This window comes from Rhizobium sp. BK275 (assembly GCF_014193555.1).
GTDB lineage: Bacteria > Pseudomonadota > Alphaproteobacteria > Rhizobiales > Rhizobiaceae > Rhizobium.
This window is the reverse complement of the sequence record NZ_JACHZL010000003.1, coordinates 25,019-38,626: the sequence shown is the minus strand read 5'-3', so window position 1 is coordinate 38,626 and position 13,608 is coordinate 25,019. Positions and strand designations below refer to the sequence as shown.

Annotated in this window: 12 protein-coding genes; 3 read left to right on the top strand and 9 right to left on the bottom strand. The window is 59.7% G+C overall.

The window, feature by feature from the left end; translation table 11 throughout:
• Positions 1-51 precede the first annotated feature (51 nt).
• Both FHT82_RS10025 and FHT82_RS10020 read right to left on the bottom strand, forming a co-directional pair.
• A complete protein-coding gene (locus tag FHT82_RS10025) occupies positions 52-723 on the bottom strand; it encodes a DsbA family oxidoreductase (protein ID WP_183729330.1) in 672 nt (223 codons plus the stop codon).
• Positions 724-847: 124 nt separating this feature from the next.
• Positions 848-2,650, bottom strand: coding sequence for an extracellular solute-binding protein (locus FHT82_RS10020; RefSeq protein WP_183729327.1), 1,803 nt, complete (start codon positions 2,648-2,650; stop codon positions 848-850).
• A gap of 285 nt (positions 2,651-2,935) precedes the next feature.
• Between FHT82_RS10020 and FHT82_RS10015 the strand changes: the two genes are divergently transcribed.
• On the top strand, positions 2,936-3,607 hold the full coding sequence (locus FHT82_RS10015; RefSeq protein ID WP_183729324.1) for an invasion associated locus B family protein: 672 nt from the start codon (positions 2,936-2,938) through the stop codon (positions 3,605-3,607).
• A 110-nt stretch (positions 3,608-3,717) separates the two neighbouring features.
• Here the strand turns inward: FHT82_RS10015 and hspQ are convergent, their stop codons facing one another.
• The 3 genes from hspQ to FHT82_RS10000 form a co-directional block, all read right to left on the bottom strand.
• On the bottom strand, positions 3,718-4,047 hold the full coding sequence (gene hspQ / locus FHT82_RS10010; RefSeq protein WP_183729321.1) for a heat shock protein HspQ: 330 nt from the start codon (positions 4,045-4,047) through the stop codon (positions 3,718-3,720).
• A gap of 154 nt (positions 4,048-4,201) precedes the next feature.
• A complete protein-coding gene (gene glnA, locus FHT82_RS10005; protein WP_183729318.1) occupies positions 4,202-5,611 on the bottom strand; it encodes a type I glutamate--ammonia ligase in 1,410 nt (469 codons plus the stop codon).
• Between the two features lie 79 nt (positions 5,612-5,690).
• Entirely contained in the window at positions 5,691-6,029 is a 339-nt protein-coding gene (locus tag FHT82_RS10000; protein WP_003539626.1) for a P-II family nitrogen regulator, read from the bottom strand.
• Positions 6,030-6,372: 343 nt separating this feature from the next.
• Between FHT82_RS10000 and FHT82_RS09995 the strand changes: the two genes are divergently transcribed.
• Positions 6,373-7,845: an NAD(P)H-hydrate dehydratase gene (locus FHT82_RS09995; RefSeq protein WP_183729315.1), complete on the top strand. Its 1,473-nt coding sequence runs from the start codon at positions 6,373-6,375 to the stop codon at positions 7,843-7,845.
• Between the two features lie 4 nt (positions 7,846-7,849).
• Here FHT82_RS09995 and FHT82_RS09990 read toward each other — a convergent pair whose 3' ends face one another.
• The 3 genes from FHT82_RS09990 to uvrA are packed head-to-tail and all read right to left on the bottom strand — an operon-like array spanning position 7,850 to position 12,063.
• The gene (locus tag FHT82_RS09990; protein WP_183729311.1) at positions 7,850-8,656 is read right to left on the bottom strand and encodes a DUF72 domain-containing protein; all 807 of its coding nucleotides are present in this window, start codon (positions 8,654-8,656) and stop codon (positions 7,850-7,852) included.
• Between the two features lie 24 nt (positions 8,657-8,680).
• Complete coding sequence (locus tag FHT82_RS09985) at positions 8,681-9,142, bottom strand: N-acetyltransferase (RefSeq protein ID WP_183729308.1); 462 nt, start codon at positions 9,140-9,142, stop codon at positions 8,681-8,683.
• Complete coding sequence (gene uvrA / locus FHT82_RS09980) at positions 9,139-12,063, bottom strand: excinuclease ABC subunit UvrA (RefSeq protein WP_183729304.1); 2,925 nt, start codon at positions 12,061-12,063, stop codon at positions 9,139-9,141. Before uvrA ends, FHT82_RS09985 begins: the two co-directional genes overlap by 4 nt.
• 256 nt (positions 12,064-12,319) lie before the next feature.
• Here uvrA and FHT82_RS09975 point away from each other — a divergent pair, with 256 nt between their 5' ends.
• Positions 12,320-12,865 carry a single-stranded DNA-binding protein gene (locus tag FHT82_RS09975; RefSeq protein ID WP_183729301.1) on the top strand — a complete coding sequence of 182 codons (546 nt, stop codon included), beginning with the start codon at positions 12,320-12,322 and terminating at the stop codon, positions 12,863-12,865.
• Between the two features lie 47 nt (positions 12,866-12,912).
• Here the strand turns inward: FHT82_RS09975 and FHT82_RS09970 are convergent, their stop codons facing one another.
• Positions 12,913-13,560, bottom strand: a complete 648-nt coding sequence (locus FHT82_RS09970) for a MarC family protein (RefSeq protein ID WP_183729299.1) — start codon at positions 13,558-13,560, stop codon at positions 12,913-12,915.
• Positions 13,561-13,608 lie beyond the last annotated feature (48 nt).

Below are 13,608 nucleotides of genomic sequence, written 5' to 3'. Positions count from 1 at the left end.
CCAAATCGGATTGCCCCAACGGCATTTTCAGTTTGTCGATGCTGACAGGCGTCAGTTCATGCCGGCGCGTGCTTCGGCCTTCGCCTTGGCGATCTCGCGCAGCGCTCCTGCCAGCACATCCGGCGTCTGCGCGCCGCTGACGGCATACTGCTGGTCGAAGATGAAGAAGGGCACGCCGTTGACGCCCATGCGCTGCGCTGCGTCGATTTCCGAGAGAATGACGCTGCGGTCGGCGTCCGAAGCGAGCAGGGCGGCAATGACGGAGCGCTGCAGGCCTGCCTTCTCGGCGATATCGAGCAGTACTTCGTGATCGCCGACATTGCGGCCTTCCTCGAAATTGGCCTTGAACAGCGCCGAGACGACGGCCTCCTGCATCTGCCGGTCCTCGACAACAGCCCAATGGATCAGCCGATGCGCATCGAGCGTGTTCGGGCCGATCTTGATGGCTTCAAAATTGAAGTTGATGCCGACCTCGCGGCCGTAATTGGTCAGCATCTTGTGCGCCTCAGCCACGCGTTCGGCGCCGCCGAGCTTCTGTTCCAGCATCTTCTTCTGGTCGACGCCCTCGGGCGGATAGTCCGGATTGAGGCGATAGGGGCGCCAGTTGATATCGACGCCGATTTCATCCTGCACTTCGGCGATCGCCAGCTCCAGCCGCGCCTTGCCGAGATAGCACCAGGGGCAGACGACATCAGAGACAACGTCGATGGTGATGCGTTCCATTGTGATTCCTTATTCTGCCATCCCTCAGTGACGGTTGGCTCAATTGCATAAAAATTGTTTTCGACGATCTTTAGAGGAAGGTCGAGGCAAGAGAAAGGAAATAGAACGACGCCTGCTGATGTGATTATTGCGCGCTCGTATCCCACCAGGTTTGCAGCTGATAGCCATAGAGCGGCACCGCATCGGGGTGCCCGATGCGCTTGTTGCGCGCCACCCATTGCTGGTCGATATGGTAGAGCGGCAGCACATAATGGTTGGACAGCAGCAGCCGGTCGTAGGAGCGCACGGAAGCCGTAAAATCCTCTGTCGAGCGCGAGCGCAGCAGATGATCGATCAGGGTATCGAGATTGGGATCGTTGGCCCCGGCGAAACTGTCCGTCCCTTCGCGCGTGCGGGCGGCGGACGACCAGCGGCCGAGTTGCTCGTTGCCCGGTGACAGCGATGAGGTGTAGGCCTTCATGATCATGTCATAGTCGAAACTGTTCGTGCGGCTCTGATACTGCGAATCGTCGACGGTGCGGATCGACGCGGCGACGCCGATCGTCTGCAGCGATCGCTGGTAGGCGACGGCCAGCTTCTCCTGGTCAGCATTCTGGGTCATGATCTCGAAGGCGAGCTGCTTGCCGCTCTGATCGGCCATCTTGCCGCCCTGGATCGTGTAGCCCCCTTGTTTCAGTAGGTCGACGGCCTGCTTCAGGACCTTGCGGTCGCGTCCCGAGCCATCGGTCACCGGCAGCTTGTAGCTGCCGTCGAGAATCGCAGGGTCGATCTGGTCTTTGATCGGCCCGAGCAGCGCCAGCTCGCGCGCGTCCGCCGGTACCCCGAAACTCGAGAGATCGGAATTCTGCCAGAAGCTCTGCGTGCGCTTGTAGGCGCCGGAATAGAGGTTCTTGTTGGCCCACTCGAAGTCGAAGACCAGTGACAGGCCCTCGCGTACCTTGATATCGCTAAAGATCGGCCGCCGCGTATTGAAGACGAAGCCCAGCATGCCGCTCGGCAGTTTCGGTTTGAACACGTCCTTCACGACCGCACCCGACGTTGCCGCCGGGAAATCATAGGCATTGACCCAGTGCCCCGGATTGCCCTCCAGATAGATATCGATGTCGCCCTTCTTGAAGGCCTCGAACAGCGTCGTGTCCTGCAGGAAATACTGCACGGTGAGCTGGTCGTAATTGTCCATGCCGACCTTGGCCGGAATGTCCTTACCCCAGTAGTTCGGGTCGCGCTCGTAGGTGATGCTTTCGCCTGGCTTCAGGCTCTTGATCTTATAAGGACCGGAGCCGATGGGTGGCGTGAGCGAGCTGCGATCGAAGCTATCAGGATCGATCGCATGTTTCGGCAGGATCGGAAACAGGCCAAAAATCATCGGCGTCTCACGATCGGCCTTCTCATTGAAGGTGAAGCGCACGCTGTGATCGCCGACCTTCTCCATTTTGGATACGAGATTGAGGCGGCTGGAAAATGGCACACGGCCCTTGTCGCGCAGCAGCTCGAAGGAAAAGATCACGTCTTCGGGCGTAACGGATTGTCCGTCGGACCACTTGGCCTTCGGATTGAGATTGAACTGGATGAAGCTGCGGTCTTCATCCCATTCCACCGTTTCCGCCAGCAGCCCATAGAGCGTGAAGGGTTCGTCGCTCGACCGCTGCAGCATGGATTCGTAGATCAGATTGCCGAATTGCGGATCCCACATGCCGCGTGCCGTCGTCCGCATGCTTTTCAGGATGAAAGGATTGAGACTGTCGAAGGTGCCGACCACGCCATAGGTGATTTTCCCGCCCTTTTTGACGTCGGGATTGACGTAAGGGAAGTTCTTGTAATCGGCGGGCAGCGCCGGTGCGCCATGCATGGCGATACCGTGCACGGGTTCTGCGGCTGCGGCACCGGCAACAAGCGTGAAAGCGGTGAGAAGAGCGATCCGAAGCATTCTGAAATTCCTTGATGCGTGGCGACGGGCACGATTCGCCGGAAGGGTAGCATGAGAGCGCTCAATTCCAACCGCGGCCGCCGCTTTCTTTACCTATGTGCCAAAATGCCCGCGAAATTGCCAAAGAAATGCTGGATATCTTCTACGGTGCGATGTAACACGTGACCCGAAGTTTTCGGGGTCATGCATTTGCCTTAATGTTTTAAGAGGTGGAGTGCCGAACGACCCGGTGGTTGGGGCGGCCGAACGTAGCCCCGCAACGGATATCAGGAGACGGAATTCGTTATGATGTTCAAGTCTGAAAAGAAAATGCGGGCAGCACTGTCCGTTATGGCAGTGGTCTTCGGCGCTTCGGCTCCGGTCTCGTCCTTTGCACAGGATGCGGCGGCTCCGGCTCCGGCGGCGTCAGCCGACGCTCCCGCACAGGCCGCCGGCGCGCCGCGTCTCGGCTGGTACAAGACCTGCAGCAAGCAGGAAGACAACGACATCTGCGTTGTTCAGAACCTCGTTCTCGCCAACGGCGGCCAGCTCGTTACGGCCGTCGGCCTGATCTCGGTTTCCGGCAAGATCAACCGCAAGATCCTTCAGGTTTCGGTTCCGGCTGCACGCCTGATCCCTCCGGGCATCGCCATGCAGATCGATGGCGGCAAGGGCCAGAAGCTCGACTACGCCGTCTGCCTGCCGGACAAGTGCACGGCTGAAATCCCGCTGACGGATGCCATGATCGCCAGCCTCAAGAAGGGCAGCGACGTGGTCTTCACCTCGATCAACTTCCGCCGCGCGCCGAACCCGATCAAGGTTTCGCTCGAAGGCTTCACCGGCGCATATGACGGCGAACCGGTTTCCGAATCGAAGCTCGCCGAAAGCCAGCGCAGCCTGCAGGACAGCATGCAGAAGAAGGCCGAAGAAGCCCGCAAGAAGCTGGAAGACGCCCAGAAGGCAGCAAAGGCCCAGTAATAAGCGCCTTCAGGAATTCATGAAAAACCCGGCTTCGAGCCGGGTTTTTCATTGCCAAAAAGAAAGGCCCCGACATGCGGGGCCTTGTCATGGGGGTTATATGTTCCGACTTAATGGGCGAAGCTCATCTTGGGTTTGAACTGGCCCGTCGGGCCGCGGTCGAAAATCTGTTCGACCTGCGGATTGCGAAGCGGTGCGTCGCTTTCGTCGCTCACCAGGTTCTGCTCGGAAACATAGGCGACATATTCGCTGTCATCGTTTTCGGCAAGCAGGTGGTAGAACGGCTGGTCCTTGCTGGGGCGGACTTCCGCGGGGATGGAATTCCACCATTCTTCCGTATTCGCGAACTCCGGATCTACGTCGAAGATCACGCCGCGAAACGGAAAAACCTTGTGCCGGACCACTTCGCCTATACTGAACTTTGCAACTCTTTCTTTCATGGTACGACTTCCTTTCTCACCTGATTTGGTGATCGGTCCCGCGTAAATCAAGATTTTTGCGGGGTTTCGTCACATGACTGTCATATCTGCCCATCGGCTCTTACGACCTCCGGATCGAAAAGCCCCGGCGAACCGGGGCTTCCATTTTCCTGTCTTATGCCGAGTAGTACATGTCGTATTCGACCGGATGCGGCGTCATTTCGAAGCGCATCACCTCGGCCATCTTCAGTTCGATGAAGGCATCGATCTGATCGTCGTCGAAGACACCACCGGCCGTCAGGAACTTGCGGTCCTTGTCAAGGCTTTCGAGCGCTTCGCGCAAGCTACCGCAGACGGTCGGGATCTTCTTCAGTTCCTTCGGCGGCAGGTCGTAGAGGTCCTTGTCCATGGCCTTGCCGGGATGGATCTTGTTCTTGATGCCGTCGAGGCCGGCCATCAGCATGGCGGCAAAGGCGAGGTAGGGGTTGGCGGTCGGATCCGGGAAGCGGACTTCGACGCGCTTGGCTTTCGGGTTGGAGCCGAACGGGATGCGGCAGGAGGCCGAGCGGTTGCGGGCGGAATAGGCCAGCAGAACCGGGGCTTCATAACCCGGGACGAGACGCTTGTAGGAGTTCGTCGACGGGTTGGTGAAGGCGTTGATCGCCTTGGCATGCTTGATGATGCCGCCGATGTAGTAGAGGCAGGTTTCGGAGAGGCCTGCATATTCGTCGCCTGCGAAGGTGGGCTTGCCGCCCTTCCAGATCGACTGGTGTACGTGCATGCCAGAGCCGTTGTCGCCGAAGATCGGCTTCGGCATGAAGGTTGCCGTCTTGCCGTAGGCATTGGCGACCTGATGGACGACATATTTGTAGATCTGCATCTTGTCGGCGTTGCGAACGAGCGTGTCGAACTTGATGCCGAGCTCGTGCTGGGCGGCAGCCACTTCGTGGTGGTGCTTTTCGACGACGACGCCCATTTCGGAGAGAACCGTCAGCATTTCCGAACGCATGTCCTGGGCACTGTCGACAGGCGGAACCGGGAAGTAGCCGCCCTTGACGCGCGGACGGTGGCCGAGGTTGCCGGTCTCATAGTCGGTGTCGTCGTTCGACGGCAGTTCGGTCGAGTCGAGCTTGAAGCCGGTATTGTAGGGGTCAGCCTTGTACTTGACGTCGTCGAAGACGAAGAATTCGGCTTCAGGGCCGACAAAAACCGTGTCGCCGATGCCCGATGCCTTCAGATAGGCTTCGGCCTTCTTGGCGGTGCCGCGCGGGTCGCGGTTATAGGCCTCGCCGGAAACCGGGTCGAGGATGTCGCAGACGATGACCATGGTCGACTGGGCGAAGAACGGGTCCATATGCACCGTTTCCGGGTCGGGCATCAGCACCATGTCGGACTCGTTGATGGCCTTCCAGCCGCCGATCGAGGAACCGTCGAACATGACGCCGTCGGCGAACATGTCTTCATCGACGCAGACGACGTCCATCGTTACGTGCTGCAGCTTGCCCTTGGGGTCGGTGAAGCGCAGGTCGACGAACTTGACGTCGTTGTCCTTGATCTGCTTCAGGATTTCGCTTGCACTCGCCATGAAATGTTTCCTCTGTTTTGTGATGACGTTACATTATGTGCGATGAGGATGGGTGGGCTTTGCCGAAAGGCAAAGCTGGTCAGATGGCATCGATACCGGTTTCACCGGTGCGGATGCGGATGACCTCTTCGACGTTGGAAACGAAAATCTTTCCGTCGCCGATGCGCCCCGTCTGCGCGGCCTTGCGGATCGCGTCGATGACGGCTTCCGCGTTTTCATCTGCGAGCACGACCTCAACCTTCACCTTCGGCAGGAAATCGACGACATATTCGGCGCCGCGGTAGAGTTCGGTATGACCCTTCTGGCGACCGAAGCCCTTCGCTTCCGTGACGGTGATACCCTGCAGGCCGACTTCCTGAAGGGCTTCCTTCACTTCGTCCAGCTTGAAAGGCTTAATGATCGCTTCGATCTTTTTCATGAGAAAATGTCTCTCCGCTTCTCCGTTAAAGCAGGAACTTTCCCGCTCGCGGGATATGATGCAGATATCGTGCCAGTTTGAAATCCGTCTCACGCAAAAAATCGCGGAATTTTATACGCGCGGCCCTGTTTGCCCGCGTTTCCGTGTCGTTTTGATGAAAAAGGAGGCGAACAAGGCCGCGTTTTTAACGAAAATGACGTGAAATGCGAAAAAATCGTCTCGTAGTCGGCTTCATGAGGCGCGCTCCGATTCGATTAAAAAATATGCAAATGCAAAAAGTATGTGCTTTTGTTTTCGCGATCAGACGGTTGTTTTTTAGGCGCTTTTTGAATTGAATGAGATCATGAGCGAACGCCTTTCCGATCTTCTCCTGACGCCCGCTGAAATGGCTGCGGCCGATAAGGCCGCAGCCGCATCTGGTATCGATTCCTACGGCCTGATGGAGAGAGCAGGTGCTGCTGTTGCTGCCGCGGCGTTGCGCCTTTATCCGGATGCCCTGCGCTTTGCCATATTCTGTGGTCCTGGCAACAATGGCGGCGACGGCTATGTCGTCGCCAGGCTTCTGCAGGAGAGCGGTACGCCGGTGGAGGTCTTCCATCTTGGCGATCCGGACAAGCTGAAGGGAGACGCGGCTCGCGCGAGGGCAGCTTGCACGCTGAAAGGACGGGATATCGGCCATTATCTCCCGCAGCAGGATGATATCATCATCGACGGTCTCTTTGGCGCTGGCCTTGCGCGTGATGTCCCGCCCGACGTGGCCGATCTGATCCGAAAGGTCGAAAAGGTCAATATTCCCGTCATCGCCATCGATCTGCCCTCTGGCCTCGACGGCCGCACTGGCGCCGTGCTCGGAGCTGCCTTCCGTGCAGCACATACGGTGACCTTCATGACCCGTAAACCTGGCCATCTGCTGATGCCGGGCAGGGAGCTTTGCGGCGAGCTGGAAGTCTTCGATATCGGCATTCCCGGCCGCATCGTCAGGGCGCAGACGAGTGGCTTCGTGGCCGAGAACACACCCGCCGCCTGGCGCGCTGCCTTGCCGGCCGAACAGGTGGAAACCCACAAATATAAGCGCGGCCATCTGGTCGTGTTTTCGGGAGAGGCAAGCAAGACGGGGGCAGCCCGCATGTCGGCGACGGCAGGCCTCAAGTCTGGGGCAGGGCTGGTCACCATCGCCGCGCCGGTGGACGCTCTCGCCGCCAACAGCGCCCATCTGACAGCCGTCATGCTGCACGCCATCGACGATGCCGCCGCATTGGAGGACTGGCTGAAGGACGCACGCCTTCAGAGCTTCGTTCTCGGCCCCGGTTTCGGCATTGGAAAGAAGGCCCGCGATTTCGTGTCGCTGCTGCGCGAGCGCCATCTCGTTCTCGACGCGGACGGCATCAGCTCCTTCAAGGACGATCCGCAGGCGCTTTTCGAGTTGTTCAAGGGAGAGCCTCGGCTCGTCCTGACGCCGCATGACGGTGAATTCGCCCGCCTCTTTCCCGATATTGCTGCCGACAAGAAGGCAGGCAAGGTGGACAAGGCTCTCGCCGCTGCTAGTCGCGCCAACGCCGCTGTCATCTATAAGGGTGCCGATACGGTCATCGCCTCACCGGACGGCCGGGCGCTGATCAACGCCAATGCCCCGGTATGGCTTGCCACCGCCGGTTCCGGCGATGTGCTGGCTGGCATCATCGGCGGCTTGCTCGCCCAGGGCCTGCCGGCCTTCGAGGCGGCGGCTGCAGGTGTCTGGTTGCACGGAGAGGCGGGACATCGTGCCGGCAAGGGCCTGACGGCCGAAGACCTCGCCGCGCACGTACTGCCCTTCTGAGCGATTATTGATCGATCCGCTTCTGCAGGGCGATCGCCCCATGCGGTGCATTGACCTTGCCTTCGTGGATCATGAAGGCGAAGACGTCGCGCGGCTCTTTCTTGACCTTCCTGTTCTGGTCGATCAGCGGCAGGTCGTCAGGCACATTGCCCTCGGCCCAGGTCTGGAGCCGCTTGGTCCAGTCCTTCAGCTCCGGTTCCGGATAGCAGGTCGGAATATCGTCCGATCCTTTCTGCAGCCGCGTATAGACGAAGTCCGCCGTCACATCGGCAATCATCGGATAGTCGAAATGCTCGGCGCAGACAGGCGCCACGCGGTATTTCTCGAGCAACGCGACGAATTCCGGCACCTTGAAGGAATCGTGCCGGACTTCCACGACATGGCGCAACTTCAGCCCGTCCTGCTTTTCCGGCAGCAGTTTCAGGAAGGCCTCGAAATCATCGGGATCGAATTTCTTCGTCGGCGCGAACTGCCAGAGCAGGGGGCCGAGATGATCGCCAAGTTCGCTGATGCCGGACGAGAGAAATTTCTCCATCGATTCACCAGCCTCGGCAAGCACTCGTCGATTGGTGGTGAAGCGTGTCGCCTTCAGCGAAAAGATGAAACCTTCAGGCACATCCGCAGCCCACTTTGCGAAAACCGCCGGCTTCTGCGTGCTGTAATAGGTGCCGTTGACCTCGATGACTTTCAGCTGGCGGCTGGCATAATGCAGCTCATCCTTCTGTTTGAGATCGGCGGGAAAGAAATGACCACGCCAAGGTTCGAACGTCCAGCCGCCGATACCCACGCGGATCGTGCCCGATTTGCTCATCTGCTCCTCCTCACTTGCGATCCCTCAGATCGCGCCGATCTTTTTCGCCATATCGACGATAGTCCATCCTGGCCGATAGGGATTGGGCCGGCGACCCGTTTCCCGAAAACCGAAGGCGGAATAGAGGGTGATGTTCCGCTCCATCCGCGCATTGGTGTAAAGCCGGATCTCCGGCACGGCCCACTCCCGCGCCCTCTCCTCCAGCCAGCGAAGCATGGCCATGCCATGTCCCGCACCCTGAAAGTCTGGCGATACCGCGATGCTGAAAAGCATCAGGTGATCGGTATGGCGCTCGACCACTGAAAGCCCCGCCACCGCGCCATCCGCCTCCCGCAGCCAGACTTCGCCTCGTTCGATCCGTGGCTCATAGTCTTCCGTCACCGGGATCGGCGGATAGCCGAAAAGATCGGTATAAGGCTGATAGGCGGCGGTCGTCAGCGCCACGACGGCAGGCAACTCCGCAATCGCGGCAAGCCGCATCGTCATTCCGCCGCCGCAACCGTCTTCTTGACCGGCCGCCGCTCCAGCAACTCCCTGAGGAACTGGCCTGTATAGGAGCGCTGCTCCTTCACGATCGCCTCCGGCGTGCCAACGGCCACGATCTCGCCGCCGCCATCGCCGCCCTCGGGTCCGAAGTCGAGGATCCAGTCGGCAGTCTTGATGACTTCGAGATTATGCTCGATGACAACGACCGAATTGCCCTGGTTCACCAGCTCATGCAGCATTTCCAGAAGTTTGGCGACGTCATGGAAATGCAGGCCGGTAGTCGGCTCGTCGAGAATATAGAGTGTGCGGCCCGTCGACCGCTTCGACAATTCCTTGGCGAGCTTGACGCGTTGGGCCTCCCCGCCCGAAAGCGTATTGGCCTGCTGGCCGACCTTGATGTAACCGAGGCCGACATCGAAGAGCGACTGCAGCTTGTCACGCACGGCCGGGACCGCAGTGAAGAATTCGACGCCTTCTTCCACCGTCATATCCAGCACGTCGGAAATCGACTTGCCCTTGAAGGTAACATCGAGCGTTTCGCGGTTGTAGCGCTTGCCGTGGCAGACGTCGCAGGTGACATAGACGTCGGGCAGGAAGTGCATCTCGATCTTGATGACGCCATCACCCTGGCACGCCTCGCAGCGGCCGCCCTTGACGTTGAAGGAGAAGCGGCCCGGCTGGTAGCCGCGCGCTTTGGCTTCCGGCAGGCCGGCAAACCAGTCACGGATCGGCGTGAAGGCGCCAGTATAGGTGGCCGGGTTGGACCGCGGCGTGCGGCCGATCGGCGACTGGTCGATGTCGATGACCTTGTCGATATGCTCGAACCCGTCGATACGATCGTGATCGGCGGGGATCTCGCGCGCGCCCATGACGCGGCGTGCCGCCGACTTGTAAAGCGTTTCTATCAGGAAGGTGGACTTGCCGCCACCGGAGACACCCGTTACCGCCGTGAAGACGCCGAGCGGGATGGCCGCTGTGACATTCTTCAGATTGTTGCCGCGGGCACCAACGACCTTGATCTCCTTGCCCTTCTTCGGCTTGCGGCGTTCATCCGGCAGAGCCACGCCGAGTTCGCCGGAGAGATATTTGCCGGTCAGCGACTTCGGATTGGCCATGATTTCCTGCGGCGTGCCATGCGCCACCACCTGGCCGCCATGGACGCCGGCCGCAGGGCCGATATCGACCACGTCGTCGGCCGTCAGGATCGCATCCTCGTCATGTTCGACCACGATGACTGTATTGCCGATGTCACGCAGATGCTTCAGCGTATCGAGAAGACGGGCATTGTCGCGCTGATGCAGGCCGATCGACGGTTCGTCGAGCACGTAGAGAACGCCGGTCAGGCCGGAGCCGATCTGTGAGGCAAGGCGAATACGTTGGCTTTCGCCGCCGGACAGCGTGCCGGAATTGCGCGACAGGCTCAGATATTCCAGGCCGACGTCGTTCAGGAAGCGCAGGCGGTCACGGATTTCCTTGAGAATGCGCACGGCAATCTCGTTCTGTTTGGCATTGAAAGTCGCCGGCAGCGCTTCGAACCAGTCGCGTGCGATGCGGATCGACATCTGGGTGACTTCGCCGATATGCAGCCTGTCGATCTTCACGGCCAGGGCTTCCGGCTTCAGGCGAAAGCCGTTGCAGGCCGGGCAGGGGGCCGCCGACATGAAGCGCTCGATATCCTCACGCGCCCAGGCCGAATCCGTCTCTTTCCAGCGTCGCTCGAGATTGGGCACGATGCCTTCGAAATTCTTCGAGGTCGTGTAGGAGCGCGCGCCGTCGGCATAGTGGAATTCGATCTTCTCTTCGGTGCCGTTTAGGATGACATCCTTGGCCTTTTCAGGGAGATCATTCCACCGGCTGCCGAGCTTGAAGCCGAAATGTTTGCCGAGCGCTTCGAGCGTCTGGTTGTAATAAGGCGAGGTCGACTTGGCCCAGGGCGCAATCGCGCCGTCGCGCAGCGTCCGCTCGGGCTCCGGTACGATCAGATCGGGGTCGATCTTCTGCTGCGAGCCGAGACCGTCGCAGGTCGGGCAGGCGCCGAAGGGATTGTTGAACGAAAAGAGCCGCGGTTCGATCTCCGGAATGGTGAAGCCGGAGACGGGGCAGGCAAATTTTTCCGAAAACAGCACGCGCTCATGCGTTTCGTTGAGCGACTTGTTGGCTGAGCCGCCGGCCGAGGTTTCCTCCGGCGGCAGCGGCTTGTCGGCAAATTCGGCAACGGCAAGGCCATCGGCGAGCTTCAGCGCCGTCTCGAAACTGTCGGCAAGGCGCGAGGCCATATCGGGCCGCACGACGATACGGTCGATGACCACGTCGATATCATGCTTGTATTTCTTGTCGAGCGTTGGCGCGTCGGCGATCTCGTAGAACTGCCCATCCACCTTGACGCGCTGGAAGCCTTTTTTCATGAGCTCCGCCAGCTCTTTCTTATATTCGCCCTTACGACCGCGGATCATCGGCGCCAATATATAAAGACGCGTGCCTTCCTCGAAAGCCAGCACCCGGTCGACCATCTGGCTCACGGTCTGGCTCTCGATCGGCAGGCCGGTCGCAGGCGAATAGGGGACGCCGACACGCGCAAAGAGCAGGCGCATATAGTCGTAGATTTCGGTGACGGTACCGACCGTCGAGCGCGGGTTGCGCGAGGTCGTCTTCTGCTCGATCGAGATCGCCGGCGAAAGCCCGTCGATCTGGTCGACATCGGGCTTCTGCATCATTTCCAGGAACTGGCGCGCATAGGCCGAAAGGCTTTCGACGTAGCGGCGCTGGCCTTCGGCATATATAGTATCGAAGGCGAGCGAGGACTTGCCGGAGCCGGAAAGGCCGGTCATGACGATCAGCTTGTTGCGTGGCAAATCAAGGTCGATGCCCTTCAGATTATGCTCGCGCGCGCCACGGATGGAGATCGTCTTCAGTTCGCTCATCGTCTCTGCTTCAAGTCGTTTGGGGAATGACAGCCCTTATTTAGTGATGCCAGCGGGCGAGTCGAGGCTGAATGTCCGGAACAACAAAGGTTTTCGATTCTGTTGACAGGATCATAGCGAATAATTAGAACAAATAAAGAACAAAATTCCTTGTGGATTAAGAGGGCCTGGATGCGCATCGCTTGTCCTCTATGGTTTAAGGTGCGCCGATGATTTTTTGAACGCCGCCGGTCAGGGCGGCAGTAAGGTGAACAATATGGCTGGCAGTGTGAACAAGGTAATTCTGGTCGGGAACGTGGGCGCCGACCCCGAAATCCGCCGGACGCAGGATGGCCGGCCGATCGCCAATCTTCGCATCGCGACCTCGGAAACCTGGCGCGACCGCAATTCCGGCGAGCGCCGCGAGAAGACCGAATGGCACACCGTCGTCGTCTTCAACGAAGGCCTCTGCAAGGTCGTCGAGCAATATGTGAAGAAGGGCGCCAAGCTCTATATCGAAGGCGCACTGCAGACCCGCAAGTGGCAGGACCAGAACGGCAACGACCGTTATTCGACGGAAATCGTGCTGCAGGGCTTCAATTCGACGCTGACGATGCTCGACGGGCGTGGTGAAGGTGCCGGTGCCGGCTCCGGCTTCGGCGGCGGTCGAGGCGGGGATGATTTCGGCGGCGACGACTACGGCTCCAGCTCGTCCTCCGGCGGTGGCCGCAGCAGTGGCGGCGGTAATCGTGGTGGCAGCGGCAACAGCGGCGGTGGCGGCGGAAACTTCTCGCGCGATCTCGACGACGATATCCCGTTTTGATCGACGCTAACCCGATGTTGTGATGACGGCGCCTTCTGGCGCCGTTTTCATGTCGGCGTGGCGCTGATCAGATTGAGCGCGGATTTGGCACCATCCACGACGAATTGAGCGGCAAGGGCTGCCAGGATAACGCCGAGCAGGCGAGTCAGGATCGCCCGGCCGGTGACGCCGAGGAAGCGGTCGAGCCGGTCGGCAAGGAAGAGCACCAGCAGGGTGATCAGCAGGCAGCCGGCGATGACGCCGATCAGTTGCGCGCGCTCGACCGTGGAGGGCAGGGTGCCTCCGAGCAGGATCGTCGCAGAGATCGCACCCGGCCCGGCAATCAGCGGCAGCGCCAGCGGGAAGACGGCGATATTCTCGATATGATCCTTGGTAATTGCCACTTCCGTAGTCTTTTCCTTGCGGTCCTGCCGCCGTTCGAAGACCATCTCGAAGGCGATCCAGAAAAGCAGCAGCCCGCCGGCGAGCCGGAAGGCGCCGATCGAGATGCCGAGCACACCGAGCACGCTGGAACCGAACAGCGCGAAAACGGCAAGGATGATGAAGGCGATCGTCGTGCCGCGCAGCGCCACCTGCTTTCGCTCCGGCCGGCTCATACCGACAGTGAGGCCGAGAAAGAGCGGTGCAAGCCCCGGCGGATCGATGGTAACGAGCAGCGTCGTGAATGCGTTGATCAGTTGGTCGGCGCTTGCCATCGCTTCTTCAAAACCCCATATAGATGCTTGTTTTTGATGATTGTGCTG

Bases quoted from the DNA above. Each gene is read 5' to 3' on its own strand.
- FHT82_RS10025 (WP_183729330.1), bottom strand. From the start codon at position 723: ATGGAACGCATCACCATCGACGTTGTCTCTGATGTCGTCTGCCCCTGG.
- FHT82_RS10020 (WP_183729327.1), bottom strand. From the start codon at position 2,650: ATGCTTCGGATCGCTCTTCTCACCGCTTTCACGCTTGTTGCCGGTGCC.
- FHT82_RS10015 (WP_183729324.1), top strand. From the start codon at position 2,936: ATGATGTTCAAGTCTGAAAAGAAAATGCGGGCAGCACTGTCCGTTATG.
- hspQ (WP_183729321.1), bottom strand. From the start codon at position 4,047: ATGAAAGAAAGAGTTGCAAAGTTCAGTATAGGCGAAGTGGTCCGGCAC.
- glnA (WP_183729318.1), bottom strand. From the start codon at position 5,611: ATGGCGAGTGCAAGCGAAATCCTGAAGCAGATCAAGGACAACGACGTC.
- FHT82_RS10000 (WP_003539626.1), bottom strand. From the start codon at position 6,029: ATGAAAAAGATCGAAGCGATCATTAAGCCTTTCAAGCTGGACGAAGTG.
- FHT82_RS09995 (WP_183729315.1), top strand. From the start codon at position 6,373: ATGAGCGAACGCCTTTCCGATCTTCTCCTGACGCCCGCTGAAATGGCT.
- FHT82_RS09990 (WP_183729311.1), bottom strand. From the start codon at position 8,656: ATGAGCAAATCGGGCACGATCCGCGTGGGTATCGGCGGCTGGACGTTC.
- FHT82_RS09985 (WP_183729308.1), bottom strand. From the start codon at position 9,142: ATGACGATGCGGCTTGCCGCGATTGCGGAGTTGCCTGCCGTCGTGGCG.
- uvrA (WP_183729304.1), bottom strand. From the start codon at position 12,063: ATGAGCGAACTGAAGACGATCTCCATCCGTGGCGCGCGCGAGCATAAT.
- FHT82_RS09975 (WP_183729301.1), top strand. From the start codon at position 12,320: ATGGCTGGCAGTGTGAACAAGGTAATTCTGGTCGGGAACGTGGGCGCC.
- FHT82_RS09970 (WP_183729299.1), bottom strand. From the start codon at position 13,560: ATGGCAAGCGCCGACCAACTGATCAACGCATTCACGACGCTGCTCGTT.